We start from the raw sequence: 20,590 nt of genomic DNA, 5'->3' as shown, positions 1-20,590 counted from the left end.
TTGTCTCCTGCTATAGTCTCTTACGAAGCGATCGCAATCAGTTCTACAGCAAGCTGGGTAAAACCCCTTGCCAGTTTTCCATTACTCGTGCATAAGTCTTAATTAAGCAAATTTCTGATTTATTTGTTGGAAATCCCTAATGGAAGAGCGATCGCACAAGTTGTACCAATTCCCACTTCACTGGTAATATTAATATGACCCTGGTGTAAATCTACACACTTTTTCACCACTACCAAACCTAATCCAGTACCAGGAATGCTTCTGACATTTTTGCCACGATGAAACGGCTCAAATAGCTGCTTTTGATCTGCTAATGGAATCCCAATACCCCGATCTTTAACTTGGAGAATCACCGTATCTGATTTAAACTCTAGACTAAGATGAACACTCCCTCCTTGAGGAGAATATTTAATCGCATTCAGCAGCAAATTAGACAGAATGGAACGCAACAACCTTTCGTCTACCAAAGCACGAATAGCTTTTCCTTGGCAAACAAAGCTAAGTGTGTGCCTCTGGTCTGTACTTAAGCGCATTTCTTCCACAAAATAACCGCAAAATCCTTCTAAATCTAGAAGTTTGGGATTAAATTCTAGTTTTCCGGTTTCGGCTCGATTGATGGTCAAAATATCGTCTAACATCTGAACCATATTTTTGACAGAGAGTTGAATCCTCTGTAAATTCCTCAGTCGCTTAGAAGAGTTATCCCATTCATCCTGACAGTTTTCTAGCCCACATTCCGCACTTCAAAAGTAGCATAAAGTAATACAGAGTTATCCTTGGATATACCTGAGTAAAAATACTTAGAAGCTTCTAATCGAAAAAGTGAGACAATCAAAAAAATCTAAAATATTTTAGAGGTAGAAAAATTGTCTCCAACCTCAGAAACAAAAATTAAAAATATAGATCACTTAGGAATAGTAGCTGGACTAATTGATGAAATAGGAATAGTTGACATAATCAACTCCAAATTAGGAATAGATGTTCGGGAAAAAATTTCATCAGGAATATTAGTAAAAGCTATTCTGCTCAATGGATTAGGATTTGTATCAAGACCTTTATATTTATTTAGTCAATTTTTTGAAGACAAAGGAATCGAATTATTATTGGCAGAAGGAATAAAAAGCGATTATGTGAATGATGATAAACTGGGAAGAGTTATGGATAAATTGTATAAATATGGATTGAATAACCTATTTATAGAAATTGTCTTATCTGTGATTAATAAATTCAAGATAGAAACAAAATATTCTCATTTAGATGCGACATCATTTCATCTGCATGGGGAATATAAAAATGAATATAATCAAGAGAAAGAGTTAGAAATAATCAAACAAAAACCAATAATTATCACCAAAGGATATTCGCGCGACCATAGAGCAGACTTGAAACAATGTGTATTAGATTTAATAACAAGTAGTGATGGAGATATACCATTATTAATGAGAGCAGGAGATGGAAATGAAGCAGACAAAGCCGTGTTTGGAAAAATATTAGGAGAGTTTAAAAAGCAGATAAACTTTGATAGTATCATGGTCTGTGATAGTGCATTGTATAGTCAAGAAAATCTCCAATTAATCGAACATCTAAAATGGATAAGTAGAGTACCGATGACAATCAAAAGAGCAAAGGAATTAGTTCATTCGGTAGAGATAGAAGAGATAAATTCCGAAGAAAGTGCAAAAAGAGCAGCCTTGAATTTAGACGGATACAAGTGGAAATCGGAAATAGTAAATTATGGTGGCATCAAACAAAATTGGCTAATAGTAGAAAGTCAAAAAAGACAAGAAAGTGATTTGAAGAAGTTAGAAAAAAAGATGAAAACCGAAAAAATCAAAGTTGAAAAGCTGCTCAAGGAAATAAACAAAGAAGATTTTGAAAGTCCAGAACAAGCTCGATATAAACTAAAAAGCGTAAACAAAAAATTGAACCTCTTTGAAATTAAAGAAGTTAAGGTTATTCAAAGTAAATCAAAAGGTAATAAGACTATTTACAAAATAGAAGGAGTGGAGCATCAAAAGCCAGAAGAGATAGAAAGAATCAGAAAAGAAGCGGGAAGATTTATTTTAGCGACAAACTTAGTTGACGATGATAAGTTAAAACCAGAAGAAATTTTGACAAATTACAAAAATCAACAGTCTTGTGAAAGAGGGTTCAGATTTCTAAAAGACCCTTTGTTTTTTGCCGATAGTTTATTTGTAGAAAACCCTGAAAGAATCGAGACGATGTTATTTTTAATGTCTTTGTGCTTGTTAGTTTATAATCTTGGACAAAGGGAACTGAGAAATAGCTTAAAAAGAATCAAAATCGGAATCAAAAATCAACTAGGTAAGTTAACGATTTCTCCGACATTAAGATGGGTGTTTCAATGTTTTCAAGGAATTCATCTTTTGACTTTAAATGGTGTTAACCAAATTGTTAATTTAACATTAGAACGTAATTTTATTTTGAATTGCCTGCCATCATCTTGTCTAAAATATTATCTGCTTTCTTAAAGTGAACAACTTTTGGAAAATGAAGAAAAATTTATCAACATCGAAGAAACAGTAATTGCTCTTCAAATTTTTAGTGCTTACATAACCATCAAATACATTGTGTTTGATGATTTATTTTCATGCTGTAGATTCGTTCAGCACTACGAATCTTAATCATCCTGATTTTTTTGCTTTTCTCTTGACGTAATCTCTTTGTACTTCAAGTTGAAGTGCGGAATGTGGGTTCTAGCAATTGAGCAGCTGCTAAGGCAGTACTCAGAGGTGTACGAAACTCGTGAGATGCCATTGAGAAAAAGCGTGTCTTGAGGACACTAAGTTCTCTCTCTCGCTCTAGTGCCATCCGAATTTCATCTAATCGCTTGCGCCCAGTAATATCACGTTGTACTGATATCCAGTGGGTATACCAGCCGGTTTTATCAGCTACAGGGACGATGCTAAATTCATTCCAGAATTCCGAGCCGTCTTTGCGGTAGTTAATTACCTGAACGGTGGCTGGTTCCCAACGAGAAAGAGCAGTCCAAACTTTAGCCAGTTCTGCGCGACTTGTTTTCGCTCCTTGAAGGATACGAGGCGTTTTACCTAATACTTCTTCCAGACTGTAACCTGTAATTCGGGTGAATGCTTCATTAACATAGATAATATTTGGCCCAGGTTCACCAATCGGTTGTGCTTCAGTGATAACTACAGCATCATTTGTATTTACAACCACAGATTGCAGTAGCCGTACTTGTTCTTCCTGCTGCTTTTGGTGGGTGATATCAGCAATCACTGCTACCATGCCATTGATACTATCGTCACTATCATGCAAGGGAGCGGCGGAGAAAACTATATCGATCGCAGTGCCATCTTTTTTAAAACGGCGTAATTCAACTCTAGTATAAGTTATTCCCTGTAATATGCTCTGTTGGAGAGTGTTATATTCTTCTAATTGATCGTCTAAAAAAATTGGGTTAGGATGGTCAATCACCTCCGCCTCCGTCCAGCCAAACATCCGTTCAGCAGCAGGATTCCAGATTTTCACATAGCCTTCTAAATCAAGTGTGAAGATGGCGCGAGGAGAGGCAGTAATTAGAGCTTGTAGCGCCGATTGCGTGCGTTGACGTTCAGCTATTTCGGCTCTGAGAGAGACATTGGCTTTAGCTAACTCTTGAGTTCGCTGTTGGACGCGGTGTTCTAATTCAGCGTTGAGTGTTTGTAGCTGTTTGTAAAGTTCTGATTGTTGGATAGCGATCGCCACTTGGGTTGCAAGTTGCTTCATCAATTCAATTTCCCAAGATTCCCAGATGCGGGTGCGATCGCACTGATGGACAATCAATAAGCCCCAAAGATCAGGGGGAGAAGCAGGTGTTTGCCGATCTCGTTGTTTATCTGCTTGCCGATTTTCTTGGAGAATTGGCACTACCAACTTGGCTTTGACACCGAACTGTTTTACGAAGTCTGCTAGACATGCTTCGACATCTGCTTGTTCAACATTAGCGATCGCGCGGGTTTTCCCTAATGAATAAGCTTGATGATATTCTCTCGGAAACACTTCTTCTGGAAAGGTTTCTCCTAAAATTTTTGTATATTCAGGTAAAACTGTTTCAGTAATTGCGCTGCCTGTACCATCTTCCCAAAGGCGATAAATTAACACCCTATCTGCTTGGAGAAACTCGCGTACTTCTGCAACGGTAGTAGTAAGAACCTCTTCTAACTCCAAAGATTCACGGATGTGTTGAGCAATTTGGTTTACCAACCGTTCCCGCTCAGTTTGTTGCCGTAAGATTACTTCTGCTCGTTGCCGTCTAGTTACTTCTAGATTGAGAAAATAGTAAATTACCCCTAATGCAATAATGCTCAAGCCAATACCGAAAGGGGCGAGATTAATAATACTAAAATCGGATATGAGCATATAGAGGAGATATTGGAGAAATAAAGTATGTATTTAGGAGCATTAGGCTTCACCTTTGGAAATTTTTCTAATAATAAAATACTCATTAAATTGTAGACAAAGGAAACCCTCATACCCTCTGGCAGTGAGAATAAATCTCCTTGAAATAAATCTAGTTCAGCTATAGCGATTCTCATTTATGTGAGGTACACCCGTAGGGTGTCAACTTAAGCTCAAAGCTTTGTTCCACAGCCGTTTTACCCCCCTTAATCCCCCCTTATAAAGGGGGGAAACAGGAAATCCGGTTCCCTCCCCTTTAGAAGGGGAGGGTTAGGGTGGGGTAACGCGGATCGTGATAGGAAGTGAGTGAACTCAATATCCAGTTTTTACAAGGGTTGCTATATTGGATTAATGGATTTTTTTAGTTTTTATTTCTAAATATTAATAATCGAACTTAATGATATAGCCAAATCTGGAAATGCTTGTGGGTAAATCGTACCTCCAGTTAATGTGGTTTTTGAAGCATACTCACCATCTTGAGGGTCTTGAAATACTACAATTTGTCGCTTTTTAAGATTAACTACCCAATATTCAGGAATCTCTACCTCAGCATAGACTTTGGTTTTTATTTGTAAGTCTTTATCTAAGCTAGAATCTGAATATTCGATCAACCAGAAGATATTTTCAGGGTAGGGATGATGTTCTAAATATTCACGTCCCAATCTTTGTACAACAGCAATATCAGGCTCAGGCTCAGAGTTGTTAGGAAGGGTAATCGGTTTACTAGGGCGAACTGTGGCACAATTGCCTAAAAGTCCAATCAAATACTCCCCAGCTTCACTGCTAAAGTAGGCGTGAGGTTCTCCTTCCGATGGCATTTCTACTATTTCTCCCTTTAGTAGTTCCATACGCCGATTATCTAGGATACCTGCCGCAATCATGCGGTGATATTCATCTATTGTCCACTTCGCTATAGTTACGGTCATAGAGACAGTTTTTTATCACCTATTAGCATACATCTTAACGCAATCAGATAAGTCGCTATAAATCAAATAAATTTTAACAATTTTTATCAAATCTACTGTATAAACCACCATACTTAAACCAGTATTGCCTTAACTGATGACAAGGCGTAAACAAACTGGCTTTAACACGATAAAGAAGAACCTGTCGATGGTCGCCCATCCAAATTTTATCAACCGGCTCAACGGAAATTAATGTTCCTCCTAGAGCGGCTATACAGTCAGTAAATCTCTCAACGCAAGAATAGTCTATAGTTTCAAATACAAAAAAGTGGCCCGAACAGATTAAATGACGGCTTCTTATCCAAGATTGTAGCTTTTTATGCGCTTGTGGCGGCAACATTGTTTTGCTTCAAATAATGTGATCTGAATGCAGTAGTTACATGGATTTTTAGATAAATAGATTTATTGTATCAATCATTTTTTTGGCTAGTGCAGAGTCATAAACAAACGCTTAATCGTCTATTTAGCCTTCAGTTAAGTAGAGTGCGATCGCATTCCATTCAACTAGGGGTCTGTCAAGAAATAATTGACGAATAAATCTTCTGTAGAGACGGCGATTTATCGCGTCTCTCCAACCGTCAAAATGGGTTTGACAGACCACTATTACAACACGACGTAAATATGAAACGTCTAAAACCCTCACGTAACAGTAATTACGAATTACGAATTAGGAAAAGCGTTACTAATACCCGCCGGATTTTGGCAAATAATCAAATGCAGTTAGTAAAGTAAACAAGACAATTAGCCCCAACGAAGAAGCTAATAGCCATAACACTACATCCCTGTCAGAACTGCGGAGGAAGGTCTGTAAATTAAAAGGTTGAACCTGCTTTCTTGTCATCGGAAGCGGTAATTTATCACGATAATCTTCGCCATAACGAGCCATCCTCGCAAAAGGTAATTCACCTTGAGAGCGTCCTTGTAAAATCCGTCGCCGTTGATAGGGGACTGTATTATAACCAAAGTTACTAATGTATTCCCCACTATCCACTAAAGCATCGATAAAACCTTGTATTCCTTTGGTAGCTAGCACAATCGACCAGGCTAGTTTTTCGCGTTCATTGTAAACCTCACGACCTAAAAAGCGCTGTACGCATATCTGCACAAAGCGATAGTTATTGTTGCTTTCGTAATTAAGTCGCCGAAATGTATCAGATATTGCTAACCCTCGAATAAAATCTCTGACTGTGATTTGACCGTTTCTTAGTTGAGATTCTAAAAAGGGTTGACGGTTGCTATCTAGCATCTGTTGTTCGTGGAAAATCTGGCGATAGGCTGCCATAATCAAGGCATCCATTTCTACTGACGATGGCAGATGTTCAGCTGTATAAATCCTCGGTTGCTCGTCGCCAAGAATCTCATATCCAGATACACGATGATTTCGAGATGAAGGGGAATAATTTAACAAAGGAATAGGCATATTAGATTGGGAATGGGGAATTGGAAATTGGGTAAAACAGTTCTAGTTAACAAGGGTGATACTAGCGATCGCACCGCCTTGCTGGTGAATGCGCTGATACTCTTGCGATAGTTTATTAAAAGGCACGAGATAGACTTGGTTGCTGCGGCGAAATGGAGAAATCTGGTTTACTGTATTTGTTCGATAACCAGTCACTTCCAATCGATACACTTTACCTTCATCACTAGCTGCGACACCATGACGAGTTCTAGAGCCAAGTGGTGGATTGCGGAATGTCGCCCCATCGCTAGCTGGTGAAACCACAGGGGTAGGGGTATTTTGAATTACTAAACTATTTAACCGAGGTTGTTTACCTGCCAAGTTGCCTTTAAGACTACTACTAGAAGCACCCCGGACTAATTGGAATATATGGGTAAACTGCACTATGTTCTGACAGGCTTCGGTTTTGTAACCTCGAATATAAGGTACAGTGCTTTCCCCGAAGGTATCTTGGTACTCATCGCTATTGAGATAGGAATCAATTTCAGCTTCAAAGCCTTTGTCATCCAGGATAGTACTGTGCGATCGCATTTCTTCCAAGTCAATAGGAGCGCGACCAAGGAAATGTCTAAAGTTTAACTCAATTGCCCGATAACGAGGGCAACTGCTAAAAAACCGAGAACGATACAACTCAGATTTCCCTACCAGACGGATAAATTCGCGGACGCTAATTTCACCCCGCTTAAACTGCGACTCAGGAACAGTGAGGCGCTCGCTTTCCATCACATAGGCATTTCCTAAAACCTGTCTGTATATAACCCTGATCAGAGCTTCAAGTTCTTCTGCTGAATAACCAGGCACTTCTCCAGTTGAGTCAGTGTCTTCAAACAGGCTGACACCTAAACGTGAACTTGCTCCAAAAGCCATTTTCTGAAAATCTCCTGGCTAAACATCAAGTTCTTTTGGAACTTCTTAAGGAGGTTATTAAAAACCTATATAGAATAGAAAATTACATATCAAAAGTAAGGAAATCGCTCAGGAAATGGTAAAGAAATCGGAAAGAAGTAACGAAAACTAGAAATTGTTACTTTTTGCAATATTTTCTCAATGAGAGTCCGCAGATAGTTTTAAACATAAGTTGTATGGTTTAAAAAAAATTTATGCGAATCCTCTTAGTTGAAGATGATGTCCGCCTTGCCGAAACTTTAGCAGAAGCCCTTACAGACCAGCGTTATATGGTTGATGTGGTGACAGATGGTGAGGCTGGATGGAATCAAGCCAAAATGCTGGATTATGATTTGCTGCTGCTTGATGTGATGTTACCAGAACTTGATGGAATTAGTTTATGTCATCGGTTGCGATCGCACAGCTACAGTATGCCTGTTCTCATGCTGACTGCTCGTGATACCGTTAGCGATAAAATCACTGGACTCGATGCGGGAGCAGATGATTATGTCGTAAAACCAGTAGACTTGCAAGAACTATTTGCCCGAATTCGCGCCTTACTTCGTCGGGGTAACGCTTCATCGCCACCGATTTTAGAATGGGGCAATCTGCACCTCAACCCTAGTACTTATGAAGTGAGTTATGGCAAAAATATGCTCCATTTAACCCCAAAAGAGTACGGAATATTAGAGTTATTGCTCCGAAATGGTCGTCGTGTCCTTAGTCGCAGCGTGATTATCGAACATATTTGGTCGCTAGAGTCTCCTCCAGAAGAACATGCCGTGAAAGTTCATCTTAGAAGTTTACGTCAAAAGCTCAAAGCCGCCGGAGCTTTTGAAGATTTTATTGAAACAGTTCATGGTATAGGCTACCGTCTTAAACAACTTGACTAAAATGTTGTATTTAGACCACTTGAAAAGATTTCAAGTATTAGCAAAAAACTCTGCTTGATTTTACGTTTACTCTGAGTTGAAAAACATTAGTTTTTTAAACGCAGAGGAGTGCAGAGGTTTCAGTTTTAGTAATAATTGAGGCACATAAAAAATTTTCTTGTTTACAGCAGTTTTTATGTATTTGAAACACATCTGTCGTCAGGGCACAGCAATGTTCCCTACCGCGTGAGTCTATTTACCTGAAAATAGCTGTAAGTATAGATAAAAGATACCAAAATATGCGCCATTAGCATCGCAACAGAATTATTCTTCAAAAACTTGTTACAAAAAGTAAACTAGCCTTCAGAAGGAAGTCGAAATTTTACGAGAATGCTAGAAATAATTTGGTATTTTAGTGATCTAAAGTTTAGCTTTTATATTTTATGAATCGTTCCGCCTGTCTTATTTTTAATCCAGTTGCGGGTCAGGGAGACCCAGATATAGAGCTAGCAGAAATCCGAGCAATATTAGAGCCAGATATTGACCTAGATATTTATCTTACCACTGAAGAAATCGACGCAGACCAACTAGCTTATGCAGCTGTAGAGCGAGGTGTAGATGCAATCATCGCTTCGGGGGGAGATGGAACCCTCTCGGCGGCAGCGGCGGCTGTAGTGGGTACTGAGATTGCATTTGGCATTATCTCAAGAGGAACAGCAAACGCTTTTGCCACAGCTTTAGGAATTCCTGACACGATCGCAGGTGCGTGTGAAACAATTTTGCAGGGAGGAACCCGCCATGTGGACGTAGCCTATTGTAACGATCGCCCGATGGTACTTTTGGCAGGTATTGGCTTTGAAGCTGAAACTGTAGAATTGGCAGACCGCGATGCTAAGAATCGCTTTGGAATGATGGCTTACGTTTTGGCAGGAATCCAGCAACTCAGAAATTTACACAAATTTGATGTTGAAATTGAAACAGAAGACAAAATAATTAAAACTAACGCCTGTGCAGTGACAGTGGCAAATGCCGCGCCTCCCACCTCTGTTTTAGCTCAGGGGCCAGCAGGTCTAGTTTATGATGATGGTTTACTAGATTTAACGATTGTAGCTCCAGCTAACAAAGCAGGAGCGATCGCTGCGACATTCCATTTATTCCAAACGGCTTCTACAGGTAATGCTGTAGAACGAGATGATATTGGTTTTCTGCGAGCAAAACAATTTAAAATTACAACTGAGCCACCACAAAAGGTTGTTCTCGATGGTGAAATAATCGGCACAACACCAGTAGAAATTAAGTGTGTACCAGCAGGTTTGAAGATTTTTGTGCCATTAGTAGAAGAAGTTGAGCCTACCGAAAAACTAGAGGGACTGCCTAATCTGACTATTGAGATGAAAGATCCGGTAGAAGAGTGAGAGGATTGGGCATTGGGGAAGAAACTTGTTAAATAATTCCCCCTGCCCCCTAACTCTTCTCCCCACTCTCTACAATTCAAGATTCAGGAGTATGTTGCATTGAAACTCGTATCCGATCCAGCGATCGCTAATAAAATTCGGAAAATGAATCAGCGAGTGCGATGGCAAGATCCATTAATTGTGGAACGGAACATCGACCAAACTCGCCTGGTGTTGGAGGATGGTCAAGCAGATAATCCTGAGTTCTCATTTTTAGTTGTGGGTGATAGCGGTTCTGGTAAGCATCGGGGGCACAATCCCCAGCGACAGATAGCTGAATTGATGTTGCCCCATCACGACGAATCCCGGTTTATGCTGCATACCGGAGATGTAATCTACTTAGTGGGGTCGAGTGAATACTACCAGCAAAATTTCATCGAACCTTACCGAGAGTTTATCTTGGGCGCAGAGCATCCGAGACGGATTGCTTATGACCAGATGACTTTTAAGCTGCCTATTTTACCAGTACCGGGAAATCACGATTACTATAACTTGCCAATTTTATTGAGCTTGGCATCTCTAACAACATTACCCATTCGTCGCCTGTTGCGATCGCGCTTAGACCTAGATGTTGGCTTGCATGGCTCAGGAACTGGTGAGGCTTACGCACGGGCATTTCTAGACTATCTCAAGGCGTTGCCGCTTCCAGGAGAGTTAAGCAGCCATTTAGATAAATATTACACAGCCAAGACAGATACAGGTCGTTGTCTTCGGTATGAACCTGGGCATTTTACCCGCCTTCCTAATCGCTACTACACTTTTCGTTATGGCGGGATTGATTTCTTTGCCTTGGATTCTAATACATTTAACGATCCACCGCCCCTACCTAAAACAAAAAAAGGTGATGCCGATCGCAAAATCTTAGAAAAACGTCGGGAAGATTTAGAGCAAGAAAAGCAGCAAATCGTTGAAACCTCAGCTAAACTTCGTCCCGAAAACCCGATTGAAGCCGACCAATTAGACGATTTCCACGCCAAGTTATCGCAAATTGAAGAAATTATTGTTGATATTAAGAAGCAATTAGCCACTGACAAAACAATTCTGACTGATATCGAACAATTGGAGTGGCTCAAGCAAAGATTGATTGAATCTTGGAATAATTCCGAAGTTCGAGGAAGGGTGATTTATTTCCATCATCCACCTTATGTAACTGAAGCGACAAAGTGGGAACAAGCACAAACTTTGATAATTCGCGATCGCTTCCGTGGTCTACTGGATGCGGTAGCAAAAGAAATCGGTTCTCTAAATCAGGGTCGTCCTTTGGTAGATTTGGTATTAAACGGTCACGCCCACTGCTTGGAACACCTGGAGACAATGGATACAGGACACGCTGATTCTGGTATCCACTGGATTGTTTGTGGTGGTAGCGGCTTTAGTTTGCGCCGCCAACGCCTTGAGGGAGCAGATTTGATAGAAGAAAATAGATTAGTGGCGCGATCGCATCTTTTCATTGGTCGCAACGGTCAAGGTTCTCAAAAGCGACGACCTTATTCTGGTTTACGCATTGATGTTAAAGGCGATGGACAGCCTAAATTTATTGTCCGTCCTTTGGTTGCCGAATGGTATCAGCGACAATGGCATAATCGTGAACTTGAGCCACTGATCATTTAAATCTAAAGAGTAACTAAGAGGATGTTTGAAAAGATTGGGCGAATAAAATTCGCTACGACACTAAACTTAGTCCACCTCCGTGGACTAAGAAAAAATAAAGGGTTTTTAACCCGCGGAGGCAGGTTTTGTCTGTGTAGCCGCGACTTCTAGTCGCCAGGGCTAGTAACAAATTAGACTTTTCAAACAACCTCTAAGGGACTTCCAGATAAAAAAATACCCCACAAGATTGAGTAATTTATTTGTTGGAAGTCCCTAAGCACAGCAGATTTTGTAGTGGGGTCTAAATCTCCTAGTACCGCTTTGCGTAATTGCTCTTACGGACGCTCGATGACTCGCGATCGCTTTGCTAAGTTTCGTAGGGTGCGTTATGGATACGCCGAAATAACAAATGAGTACTCCGAAATAACAAATGCGTATGCCGAAATAACAAATGAGTATGCCGAAATAACAAATGAGTATGCCGAAATAACAAATGCGTACGCTGAAATAACAAATGGGTTGGCGTAGCCCCCCCAGGCATCGCCATGATTGCAACAATTTAGCTTCGTCACGCCAGCGTAACGCACCACAATTCTTTGGTGGATGAAGTTTTTCCGACTTTTGTGTACACCGTAGGGTAGACCTGCTGGAATGGCTACCCTTGTTCATGGTTTAAGACAATTTGAATCCATCTTCCTTGGCTGGAAACTCGCTCTGGCTGGACTTGTGTATACACAGTAGCTCTAAAGCCGGGGTGAGGTTAAGCTATACCTCAGTTGCTTAGGGAACTCCAAGGAATAAATTATCCAATTTCACCGAATCAAAACGACTTTCTCTGCTCCCTGCTCCCTGCTCCCTGCTCCCTGCCCCCATGCCTTAAAAGCGATAGGACATTTTATTTGGAAGTCCCTTAGTAAGCGCTATACCCATCTTCTGTCATTTTCCGGCAGGGCGATCGCCTTAGATAAGCAATAATCGAGTAACATCCAGATTCAGGAATTGCTGCATGACTCACAAGGCAGACGACACAGCCAACAAACACTTAAGCTCAGATACTAACGAACTCAAAGAGAAAAAAGTTTCTCGAAATCAAGTGATCACGGCTCCATTACCAGACCCGATTGCAAAAAATATTGAAGCGATTATTTCACTTCATACCCAGGAAGTTCGAGAGATTCCCGCCCACCAGCGAATACTAGAAGCGATCGCTACATTCTTTGGGCGATCGACATTTATGTATAGTTTGCTAGTCATACTAGCTTTGTGGATTTTTAGCAGTTTTTTCGATCGCCTTTTACCATTCAATCTACCCGCGTTTAGCTGGTCAAATCAAGGCTTAGACGCTGCTGCATTGGTAATTTCAACTGGAGTATTGGTGCGGCAAACTCGCCAAGAAAACTTTGCCGAACAACGGGCGCAACTGATGTTACAGCTTAACTTGCTCTCCGAGCAAAAAATTGCCAAGATTATTGCTCTATTAGAAGAACTCCGTACTGATTTGCCTAATGTGATAAATCGGCATGATTCGGAAGCGAAATTGATGCAGGAACCGGCTGACCCGATCGCAGTATTAGAAGCACTCCAGAAAAACTTAGCTGAAGAACTGTCAGCCACAGAAGAAAACAATATGAGTTGATCGCAGTTTTTTAGTAGACTTTTTTCTATTTAGAAACATCAAACAAAACTTCAAGTATAATTTTTGTGTCGGCAATAACAATTCATCGTAATATTTGGATAGAGGGATGCACATGGCTCAACTGAATGGTGTAATGATGCAGTACTTCCATTGGTATATCCCTCCAGATGGAAATCTTTGGAATGAATTTAAAGAGAAAGTCAAAGAATTAGCTGATGCAGGTGTTACATCTGTTTGGTTGCCCCCAGCATACAAAGGAACAGGGGGTGGCTACGATGTCGGCTACGGAGTCTACGATATCTACGATCTTGGCGAGTTTGACCAGAAAGGCTCGGTTCGGACAAAGTACGGCACAAAAGACGAGTATATCGCTGCTGTCAAGGCGGCAAAAGCTGCTGGCATTCGGGTATATGCTGATGTTGTCCTCAACCACAAGTTAGGTGCAGACCAAGAAGAAGAAGTGGAAGCAACGCCCTATAGTCCAGACGATCGCACCCAGCCCATCGGTGAGATGCAAACAATTAAAGTCTGGACTCACTTTACCTTCCCAGGTCGCCAAGGCAAATACTCCGATATGGAATGGCACTGGTGGCACTTCGATGCAGTTGATTACAACGTTTACAACGAAGGTGAGAACGCAATTTATCTATTCAAAGATAAAAAATTTGATGACAACGTTGACCTAGAAAAAGGCGCTTTCGACTATCTCATGGGATGCGATTTGGATATGGAAAGTCCAGAAGTTCGTGAGGAGTTGAATCGCTGGGGTGATTGGTTTGTAGAAACCACTGATGTAGATGGCTTTCGTTTTGATGCCGTTAAACACGTTAGAGCTGGCTTTTTCCCAGAATGGCTGCACCACTGTCGCCAAAAAGCAGGTCGCGATCTTTTTGCCGTCGGTGAGTATTGGTCTTATGAAGTTGAAGCGCTGCACCATTTCATTAGCGTCACAGGTGGCGATGTGTTGCTATTTGATGCGCCATTGCACTATAACTTTAGCGCTGCCAGCAAACAAGGCAATGACTACGATATGCGGCAGATATTTGATAACACCTTGGTGCAACAGCAACCCGCTTTAGCCGTCACCTTAGTTGACAACCATGATTCTCAACCTTTGCAGTCATTGGAGTCTGTAGTAGAAAGCTGGTTCAAGCCGTTGGCTTATGCGTTGATCCTACTGCGAAGTGATGGTTATCCCTGTATCTTCTATGCTGATTACTATGGCGCTCATTATAAGGATAAGGGGCCAGATGGCAATGAGTATGAGATTTGGCTCGATAGTCATCAATGGATAATTGATAAGTTTTTGCACGCTCGTCAAACCTATGCCTATGGCGACCAATACGATTATTTCGATCACGCTAATACAATCGGCTGGACACGCTTAGGAGATGAAGAACATCCTGGCGGGATGGCGGTTGTTTTGAGTAATGGGGCAGAGGGGACTAAGTGGATGGAAGTTGGGCAACCCAACAGCACTTACATTGATATCACTGAACATTTCAGCGAACCGATTACAACAAATGATGAGGGCTGGGCTGATTTTCGATGCAATGCTGGTTCTGTTTCTGTGTGGGTTCCACAGTCATAGTCTGGGTTTTAGTAGCATTCATGCAGAAAATTGTGCGCTTGGCACTACCTAAGTTCTCTTTTAGGCAGTACCAAGCGCACAATTTTATTAACAATGGTGTCAATAAACTGAATTTTGATCCTTCTTTTCTTTGCGATGCCTACGGCGAACTACGCTAACGTAGAGTACTTTCTACAGGTAAATGCCTAAAACCCAAGACAATAGTTGGTTTATAGAAAATACCAAGATTTTAAAACTAACCTGCGGAATGTGGGCAAAAAGTTTGTTAACTAAATTATTCCTGGGCCTCTACCGCGTTTGTCACCCTTTTCGGTTAACTTACCTTCTTCGTCCTGATTAATTTCTCCAAGTTCTTCAACACGTTCTGCCGTATCTTCTGCTGCTTGTTTACGTGCATCACCCGGTTCTTCGTAGTACATTTCCGGTTCAACTGCATAGTTATTTAACAAACCTTCTTTATCCACGGTATAGCCGTCAGTAGTGCGTATGCTATCTGGATCGGTTTGGTCATCGGTAGCTGCATCTTCCTCCCCTTCTTCTGTGGGGAGTGTTTTATAGTTACTTCCTTCTCTTTCCATTCTAGCAGCAGTTTCAGCTGGAATAATGCCGCGATCGTATGTATCTACTTCAGCGCGATCGGATGAATCTATATCTCTCTTAACTGCTTCATTAGCCATAATTTATGTCCTTGTTAAAGAATGTATTGAATAACTTCAAAATCTAGATTATGCTGTTTTTTATCTCAAATCTACTATCTTTAGAAGTGATTTAAATCGGAAAGCAATATTACATTCTATATCTTTAGATGTATTTAAAATATTAAGGTAGAGTTATTATTAAATACTTACAAGTTATGTTTATAGCGGTTCTCATTTATGTGAGGTACACCCGTAGGGGCAATTCATGAATTTCCCCTACACCTTACGAGATGATGTTGTACCACATTTGAATGGGAACCGCTATATAAGACAATGGGCTTAATCTTCTTGTCTTAAGCCCATAATTAAAATTAGGTAAAATTTTACCTCAGCATACTTAATGTTTTGGAAAATTATTCGCCTACAAATTGGTCTTTCAGTAATTGAATTTCCTTGCTTAATTCTTGCCGAGTTGAAACTTTAAGTAAATAACGGAAAATGAACCACGTGGCGTAACTAATTCCAATTAACTCAAAAAGTGGTGATAGTAGTGGAATATCATTGATTGCATCTAGTACTGCTAGTACTAACTTGGCTGTAACAATTGCCGACAAAATTAAAGAAACAGTTATTAGAGGCTGTTTGTAGTCTTTAAAAAAGCTATTCAGATATTCGGGCAACTGCTCAAAAAATTGAGAGACTTGTCTACTAATTTGCTGCCATTGAGATTCCGGCTCAGATGCTGGTGGTAACTTTGGCAAGTTTACAGTATCTGCACCTTCAAGTGCTAGTGTCCCTTGTGATAATGAGGCATTGATGGATTGACGTTGCTGTTGTTCGGTTTCCATTGTTTTTATTTGAGGCAACTACAAGAGTTTGTATAACTGAACTGAGCATCAATAAATATAGTTATTAAAGTCATCAGTTGTCAATTCAAAGTGGTCAGTAATAAGTAGAACTGACCACTTTGACCGAGTAGGAGCATCTAAATTTATTATTGTCTACCTACTCACTTCGATTGATGTTAGTTATGTTACTTTGTTGGCGGGGCAACAGTTGCTTTAACAATTACAGTTTTGACACCTTTAATTTGTTTAGCTAAAGTTTCAATTTTAGCCAACTCTTTTTCATTGGTAACAGTTCCTCCAACAGTAACAATTCCACCATCTGCTGCATCAACTGTTAGTTGACTCTTGGGGATGTTAGCCTCTAATTTGGAGCGCACTTCACTTGACAGATCGCCTTTGGCTCGTTGTGCATCGCCACCAGTGGTATTATTGCGTTGCTCGCGGGCGCGAATATCCTCATTTAGTTGTCTTCTACGAACTTCACTTTGTGCATCTTGCTGAGAAGCTTGTGTGATTTTTGCGGTTGGTGTTTGTGGGGCATCATTAGGATTATTAGGTGCAGATTCACTTGTTTTAGAAGCGTTATCACAAGCAGCAACACCAAAAACTAAAAGGCAACTAATTAAGATGGGAGTTAGCTTTTGCATAGGTTTAATTCTGAATCAGAAAGGGGAATTTGTGGAGTTAATTGATATCCACGGCATAAGTGAAGAGCAAGGTTTTTAAGTTAGGAACAAAATTTTTATCTATTTGCTCCTGCAATTTGGGTAAATTGATGTGGGTGACAATTACCTTGGCTTAGAGTGTTTCGTCACGACGATCAATAATGACTACGGCAGGATCGTCTCTATAAGAGTCTGTTGAATAATTGGGGCGATCGCTAGCTATTGATGCATTGTGATGTGTCACTGGGTCTAAAGCTGGACGATGTTGGTCTAAATCAGTAGCATCATAAATGGCAAATTCTTCAATGCCTCGATGTTTAAGAATCGCTTCCGCTTGGTGGATTTCAGCTGCGGTACCATCGATAATTACCAAGTAGTCGCCTCTATTGAAGCGATCGCTATAGACTCGCGCTCTGTCTTCAGGAATTCCCAAGCCAACGAGTGCGCCAACAATACTCCCCGCTGCTGCACCAATTGCACCACCAGCGACTGTTGTCGCCAAAGCTGTGGCTGCTGCACCACCCAGAATTACCGGGCCGACTCCAGGAATTGCTAAAGTCCCAAGACCAACTAATAAACCAGTTAAGCCGCCGACAACACCGCCTGTAGCTGCTCCCGCTTTTGCGCCGTCGTCTGCTTTATTACCTGTACTAGCGTTTCGATCTACATCTATACCAGCAATACCCTGACCATTTGCATCTTTGGCAATGATCGAAACTCTACTCATCGGGAAACCAGCATCTCGCAATTCTGTTAGTGCTGTTTCTGCATCTCGACGATGAGAAAATACCCCAATCGCACGTCTTGCAACACCGCTATGAGCCACATTAGAAGTTGGAGCGACATAATCGGCATTCGCATTTATAGCATCTGGGTTGTCATAAATGCCAAACTCTTCGACACCCTGCTGATGGAGAATTGCTTCTGCTCTGAGAATTTCTGCATCTGTGCCATCTAGGATGACTAAATAGTGTCCCCGTCTCACCCGTTCGTCGTAAACTCTAGCTCGTTCTTCGGGAATTCCCAAACCAATCAATGCACCAAGCAAACTACCAGCTACTGCACCAATACCAACGCCAGCGAGAGTTGTAGCTAAAGTTGTCGCTGCGGCTCCAGCTAGCATAATTGGCCCAATTCCAGGAATTGCTAAAGTCCCAAGACCGACTAATAAACCAGTCAATCCGCCCAAAGCACCGCCTGTAGCTGCTCCGACTTTAGCACCTTCGTCAGATTTATCACCGACGCGATCGCGCACTTCTGCTCCAGCAATATCGTCTTTGTCTCCATCCTGTGTAATGACAGAGATTCTGTTCATGTCAAAGCCGACTTTTTTCAATTCATGTAGTGCATGTTCAACATCTCGGCGATTAGAAAAGACACCTACAGCACGTTTTTGTATACCTACAACCATTTTTTTCTCCTCAGCAACAATAAATTATTCACAAATTTATAGCTTGTAATAGCTATTATTAATACATACTTGGATTTTGTTTTCATCAATCGCTTGGAATAATTTTTCTCTCTATCATTAGACATAGGTGCTTTTATCTAAATGAGTAATAATATCTAGCTATTAATATAATTTTCTTCCTGACAATTAGATATCAACTATTACACTTTTCAAACTTTTATGTAAATAAAAATCTTAGTTTTTAAATAAGCTCTATTATATTTATCCAAATTTATGCGTTCAAAAAATGTGGCGCTGTCAAGTCGCTTCGCTCCAATTAAAAATTAAAAATTATTAATTAAAAATTGAGGGGATTCTCTGAAATTTTTAATTTTTAATTTTGCATTTTTAATTCCCGAAGGGTGGGGGGTTGTACCCAAAATTAATTAATTAAAAATTATTATTCTTCTTAACTTTTAACTTTTAAATTTTAATTAAAAAAAGGTCATCGCAACTTGAGGATATATTAGAAGACAGATTTTGGCTCAAATTTAGCCAATATTCAATAATTTTCATCCCAAGACTGAAAGCCTCATATAAAGGGGAGCATCACAAATGTGTAAAAATAAGTAGTTAAACAAAATTAATTACACAATGTCATAGCAAATGGAGCGTACCCCGTAGAGAATCTTGCTACGCGGTAGCGTCTCGTAGAGATAGCAAAATGAAACATAAGTCATTCGGACACGCTTCGCGAATGCGGGGGCTAGGATTGCAACTCTTGGAGACGCTATTCGCGTTCGCTTCGCTCGCAATGACTGTAATTAATTTTGCATGATTACTTATAAACTGCCATTGCCTAAAAGTTAAGCTTTTAAATTTATTTCTTTTAGTATATAAGTCATCATTTCACCTTTGCCTTTAACTTGAATTAAACCTCGTTTTTCCAATAAATATTTATCCTTTAAAAGCTGATAAGTTGCTTCACAAACCTGGATACTACCTGCTATCCCATGCGATTCCATTCGACTAGCAGTATTGACTGTATCTCCCCAAAGGTCGTAAGCAAATTTTTTCAGCCCAATTACCCCTGCCACTACTGGCCCTGTACTAATACCAATACGAATGCGAAATAATTGATTGTTTTCTACATTGAAAACAGCTATAGCATTTTGCATATCTAACGCCATATCAGCTATTACCGTAGCATGATTGTTAGACTGGTTTGGTAAACCGGCTACAGCCATATATGCGTCGCCAATGGTCTTAATTTTTTCTACCCCATGAAGTTCTGCTAATTGGTCGAACAAACAGAATATTGTATTTAACAACTCGACTAATGCCGCAGGGGATGTACGAGTTGAAAGTTCTGTAAAACCAACAATATCAGCAAATAGTACCGTCACTTCCAGAAAGCTATCAGCAATAGTTTTAGGCTGTTGTTTTAACTGTTCTGCAATCATCGCTGGCAGAATATTTAGTAACAATCTTTCAGATTTCTGTTGCGCTATTTCCATTGCTTTGCGGGCATAAAATTCCTTTGTTCTTAACCGTTCATACAAATAAACAGAAAAAACACAAATTAAGCAAGTCCAAAAGAAGTATAATCCTTGTTCAGCATAGGAAGTTAATGGATTTTTTAATATTGGATTATACAACAAATATAAGGTTAAATAGCAAATTATTGTTCCGACTTGAGATATTAAATGCATCCACCATTGCACGGGAATTATTGTAGCCTGAGTGAGAAACATCAGAGTCCAAAAATTGTTTCTAGGTTCGAGATCGTTAAACAGCAAAGCTATATCAATTTGGACAGCACAAGTTACAGACCAGCATAAACTCAAAAAAATTAAGTCAGGATAACGGCGACCGATATGAGTTTTACATAAACCCCAACAAATAAGAGTGAATAATTCTACTACAATCCCAATTTTAAAAGCGTATATTTTGCCTTCTAGATGTGAATTTGTCCAAAGAAAAAAAGTAATCAAAGTTAAGCCAGCAATCAGCATAATCTGCGCCTGTAATTGCAGCCGTTTCACCAGGAATTGCTGTCGCTGTTCTTTGTAAGAGTTGGCAAGACTATTGTTTGTGTGTCGCTCAGATATTCCCTGACTAATGAGCGCATCTAGTTGGGTTTTGTCTGAATTACTTGGATAAATCATACACTTT

At 40.2% G+C, this 20,590-nt stretch carries 17 protein-coding genes; 6 read left to right on the top strand and 11 right to left on the bottom strand.

Features of this window, described 5'->3' with window-relative positions:
• Nucleotides 1-119: 119 nt before the first annotated feature.
• Nucleotides 120-638 carry a sensor histidine kinase gene (locus GTQ43_RS23090; RefSeq protein ID WP_265275065.1) on the bottom strand — a complete coding sequence of 173 codons (519 nt, stop codon included), beginning with the start codon at nt 636-638 and terminating at the stop codon, nt 120-122.
• Nucleotides 639-866: 228 nt separating this feature from the next.
• Between GTQ43_RS23090 and GTQ43_RS23085 the strand changes: the two genes are divergently transcribed.
• Nucleotides 867-2,492 carry an IS1634 family transposase gene (locus GTQ43_RS23085; protein WP_265272106.1) on the top strand — a complete coding sequence of 542 codons (1,626 nt, stop codon included), beginning with the start codon at nt 867-869 and terminating at the stop codon, nt 2,490-2,492.
• Between the two features lie 199 nt (nt 2,493-2,691).
• Here the strand turns inward: GTQ43_RS23085 and GTQ43_RS23080 are convergent, their stop codons facing one another.
• From GTQ43_RS23080 to GTQ43_RS23060, 5 genes are all read right to left on the bottom strand, one after another.
• Nucleotides 2,692-4,383 carry a PAS domain S-box protein gene (locus GTQ43_RS23080; protein ID WP_265275064.1) on the bottom strand — a complete coding sequence of 564 codons (1,692 nt, stop codon included), beginning with the start codon at nt 4,381-4,383 and terminating at the stop codon, nt 2,692-2,694.
• Nucleotides 4,384-4,796: 413 nt separating this feature from the next.
• Nucleotides 4,797-5,348 carry a Uma2 family endonuclease gene (locus GTQ43_RS23075; protein ID WP_265275063.1) on the bottom strand — a complete coding sequence of 184 codons (552 nt, stop codon included), beginning with the start codon at nt 5,346-5,348 and terminating at the stop codon, nt 4,797-4,799.
• Nucleotides 5,349-5,850: 502 nt separating this feature from the next.
• Nucleotides 5,851-6,030 (bottom strand): hypothetical protein, encoded by a 180-nt coding sequence (locus tag GTQ43_RS23070; protein WP_265275062.1) that lies wholly within the window; start codon nt 6,028-6,030, stop codon nt 5,851-5,853.
• A gap of 39 nt (nt 6,031-6,069) precedes the next feature.
• Nucleotides 6,070-6,807, bottom strand: a complete 738-nt coding sequence (locus GTQ43_RS23065; RefSeq protein ID WP_265275060.1) for a phycobilisome rod-core linker polypeptide — start codon at nt 6,805-6,807, stop codon at nt 6,070-6,072.
• Nucleotides 6,808-6,849: 42 nt separating this feature from the next.
• Nucleotides 6,850-7,713, bottom strand: coding sequence for a phycobilisome linker polypeptide (locus GTQ43_RS23060; protein WP_265275059.1), 864 nt, complete (start codon nt 7,711-7,713; stop codon nt 6,850-6,852).
• Nucleotides 7,714-7,946: 233 nt separating this feature from the next.
• Here GTQ43_RS23060 and GTQ43_RS23055 point away from each other — a divergent pair, with 233 nt between their 5' ends.
• From GTQ43_RS23055 to GTQ43_RS23035, 5 genes are all read left to right on the top strand, one after another.
• Nucleotides 7,947-8,624 carry a response regulator transcription factor gene (locus GTQ43_RS23055; protein ID WP_265275058.1) on the top strand — a complete coding sequence of 226 codons (678 nt, stop codon included), beginning with the start codon at nt 7,947-7,949 and terminating at the stop codon, nt 8,622-8,624.
• 422 nt (nt 8,625-9,046) lie between these two features.
• Nucleotides 9,047-10,018 carry a YegS/Rv2252/BmrU family lipid kinase gene (locus GTQ43_RS23050; RefSeq protein ID WP_265275057.1) on the top strand — a complete coding sequence of 324 codons (972 nt, stop codon included), beginning with the start codon at nt 9,047-9,049 and terminating at the stop codon, nt 10,016-10,018.
• A 99-nt stretch (nt 10,019-10,117) separates the two neighbouring features.
• Entirely contained in the window at nt 10,118-11,668 is a 1,551-nt protein-coding gene (locus tag GTQ43_RS23045) for a metallophosphoesterase family protein (protein ID WP_265275056.1), read from the top strand.
• Nucleotides 11,669-12,653: 985 nt separating this feature from the next.
• A complete protein-coding gene (locus tag GTQ43_RS23040) occupies nt 12,654-13,283 on the top strand; it encodes a DUF1003 domain-containing protein (RefSeq protein ID WP_265275055.1) in 630 nt (209 codons plus the stop codon).
• A 112-nt stretch (nt 13,284-13,395) separates the two neighbouring features.
• Entirely contained in the window at nt 13,396-14,874 is a 1,479-nt protein-coding gene (locus GTQ43_RS23035; RefSeq protein ID WP_265275054.1) for an alpha-amylase, read from the top strand.
• Nucleotides 14,875-15,143: 269 nt separating this feature from the next.
• Here the strand turns inward: GTQ43_RS23035 and GTQ43_RS23030 are convergent, their stop codons facing one another.
• The 5 genes from GTQ43_RS23030 to GTQ43_RS23010 form a co-directional block, all read right to left on the bottom strand.
• Nucleotides 15,144-15,551 (bottom strand): hypothetical protein, encoded by a 408-nt coding sequence (locus GTQ43_RS23030; protein WP_265275053.1) that lies wholly within the window; start codon nt 15,549-15,551, stop codon nt 15,144-15,146.
• A 374-nt stretch (nt 15,552-15,925) separates the two neighbouring features.
• Entirely contained in the window at nt 15,926-16,360 is a 435-nt protein-coding gene (locus tag GTQ43_RS23025) for a CAAD domain-containing protein (RefSeq protein WP_265275052.1), read from the bottom strand.
• 185 nt (nt 16,361-16,545) lie between these two features.
• A complete protein-coding gene (locus GTQ43_RS23020; protein WP_265275051.1) occupies nt 16,546-17,007 on the bottom strand; it encodes a BON domain-containing protein in 462 nt (153 codons plus the stop codon).
• Nucleotides 17,008-17,158: 151 nt separating this feature from the next.
• The gene (locus GTQ43_RS23015) at nt 17,159-18,436 is read right to left on the bottom strand and encodes a general stress protein (RefSeq protein ID WP_265275050.1); all 1,278 of its coding nucleotides are present in this window, start codon (nt 18,434-18,436) and stop codon (nt 17,159-17,161) included.
• Between the two features lie 845 nt (nt 18,437-19,281).
• Complete coding sequence (locus tag GTQ43_RS23010; RefSeq protein ID WP_265275049.1) at nt 19,282-20,583, bottom strand: adenylate/guanylate cyclase domain-containing protein; 1,302 nt, start codon at nt 20,581-20,583, stop codon at nt 19,282-19,284.
• Nucleotides 20,584-20,590: the final 7 nt, after the last annotated feature.

Source organism: Nostoc sp. KVJ3, assembly GCF_026127265.1.
Lineage (GTDB): Bacteria > Cyanobacteriota > Cyanobacteriia > Cyanobacteriales > Nostocaceae > Nostoc.
The sequence above is the reverse complement of the archived record's forward strand: the minus strand, read 5'-3'. Positions and strand labels throughout refer to the sequence as shown.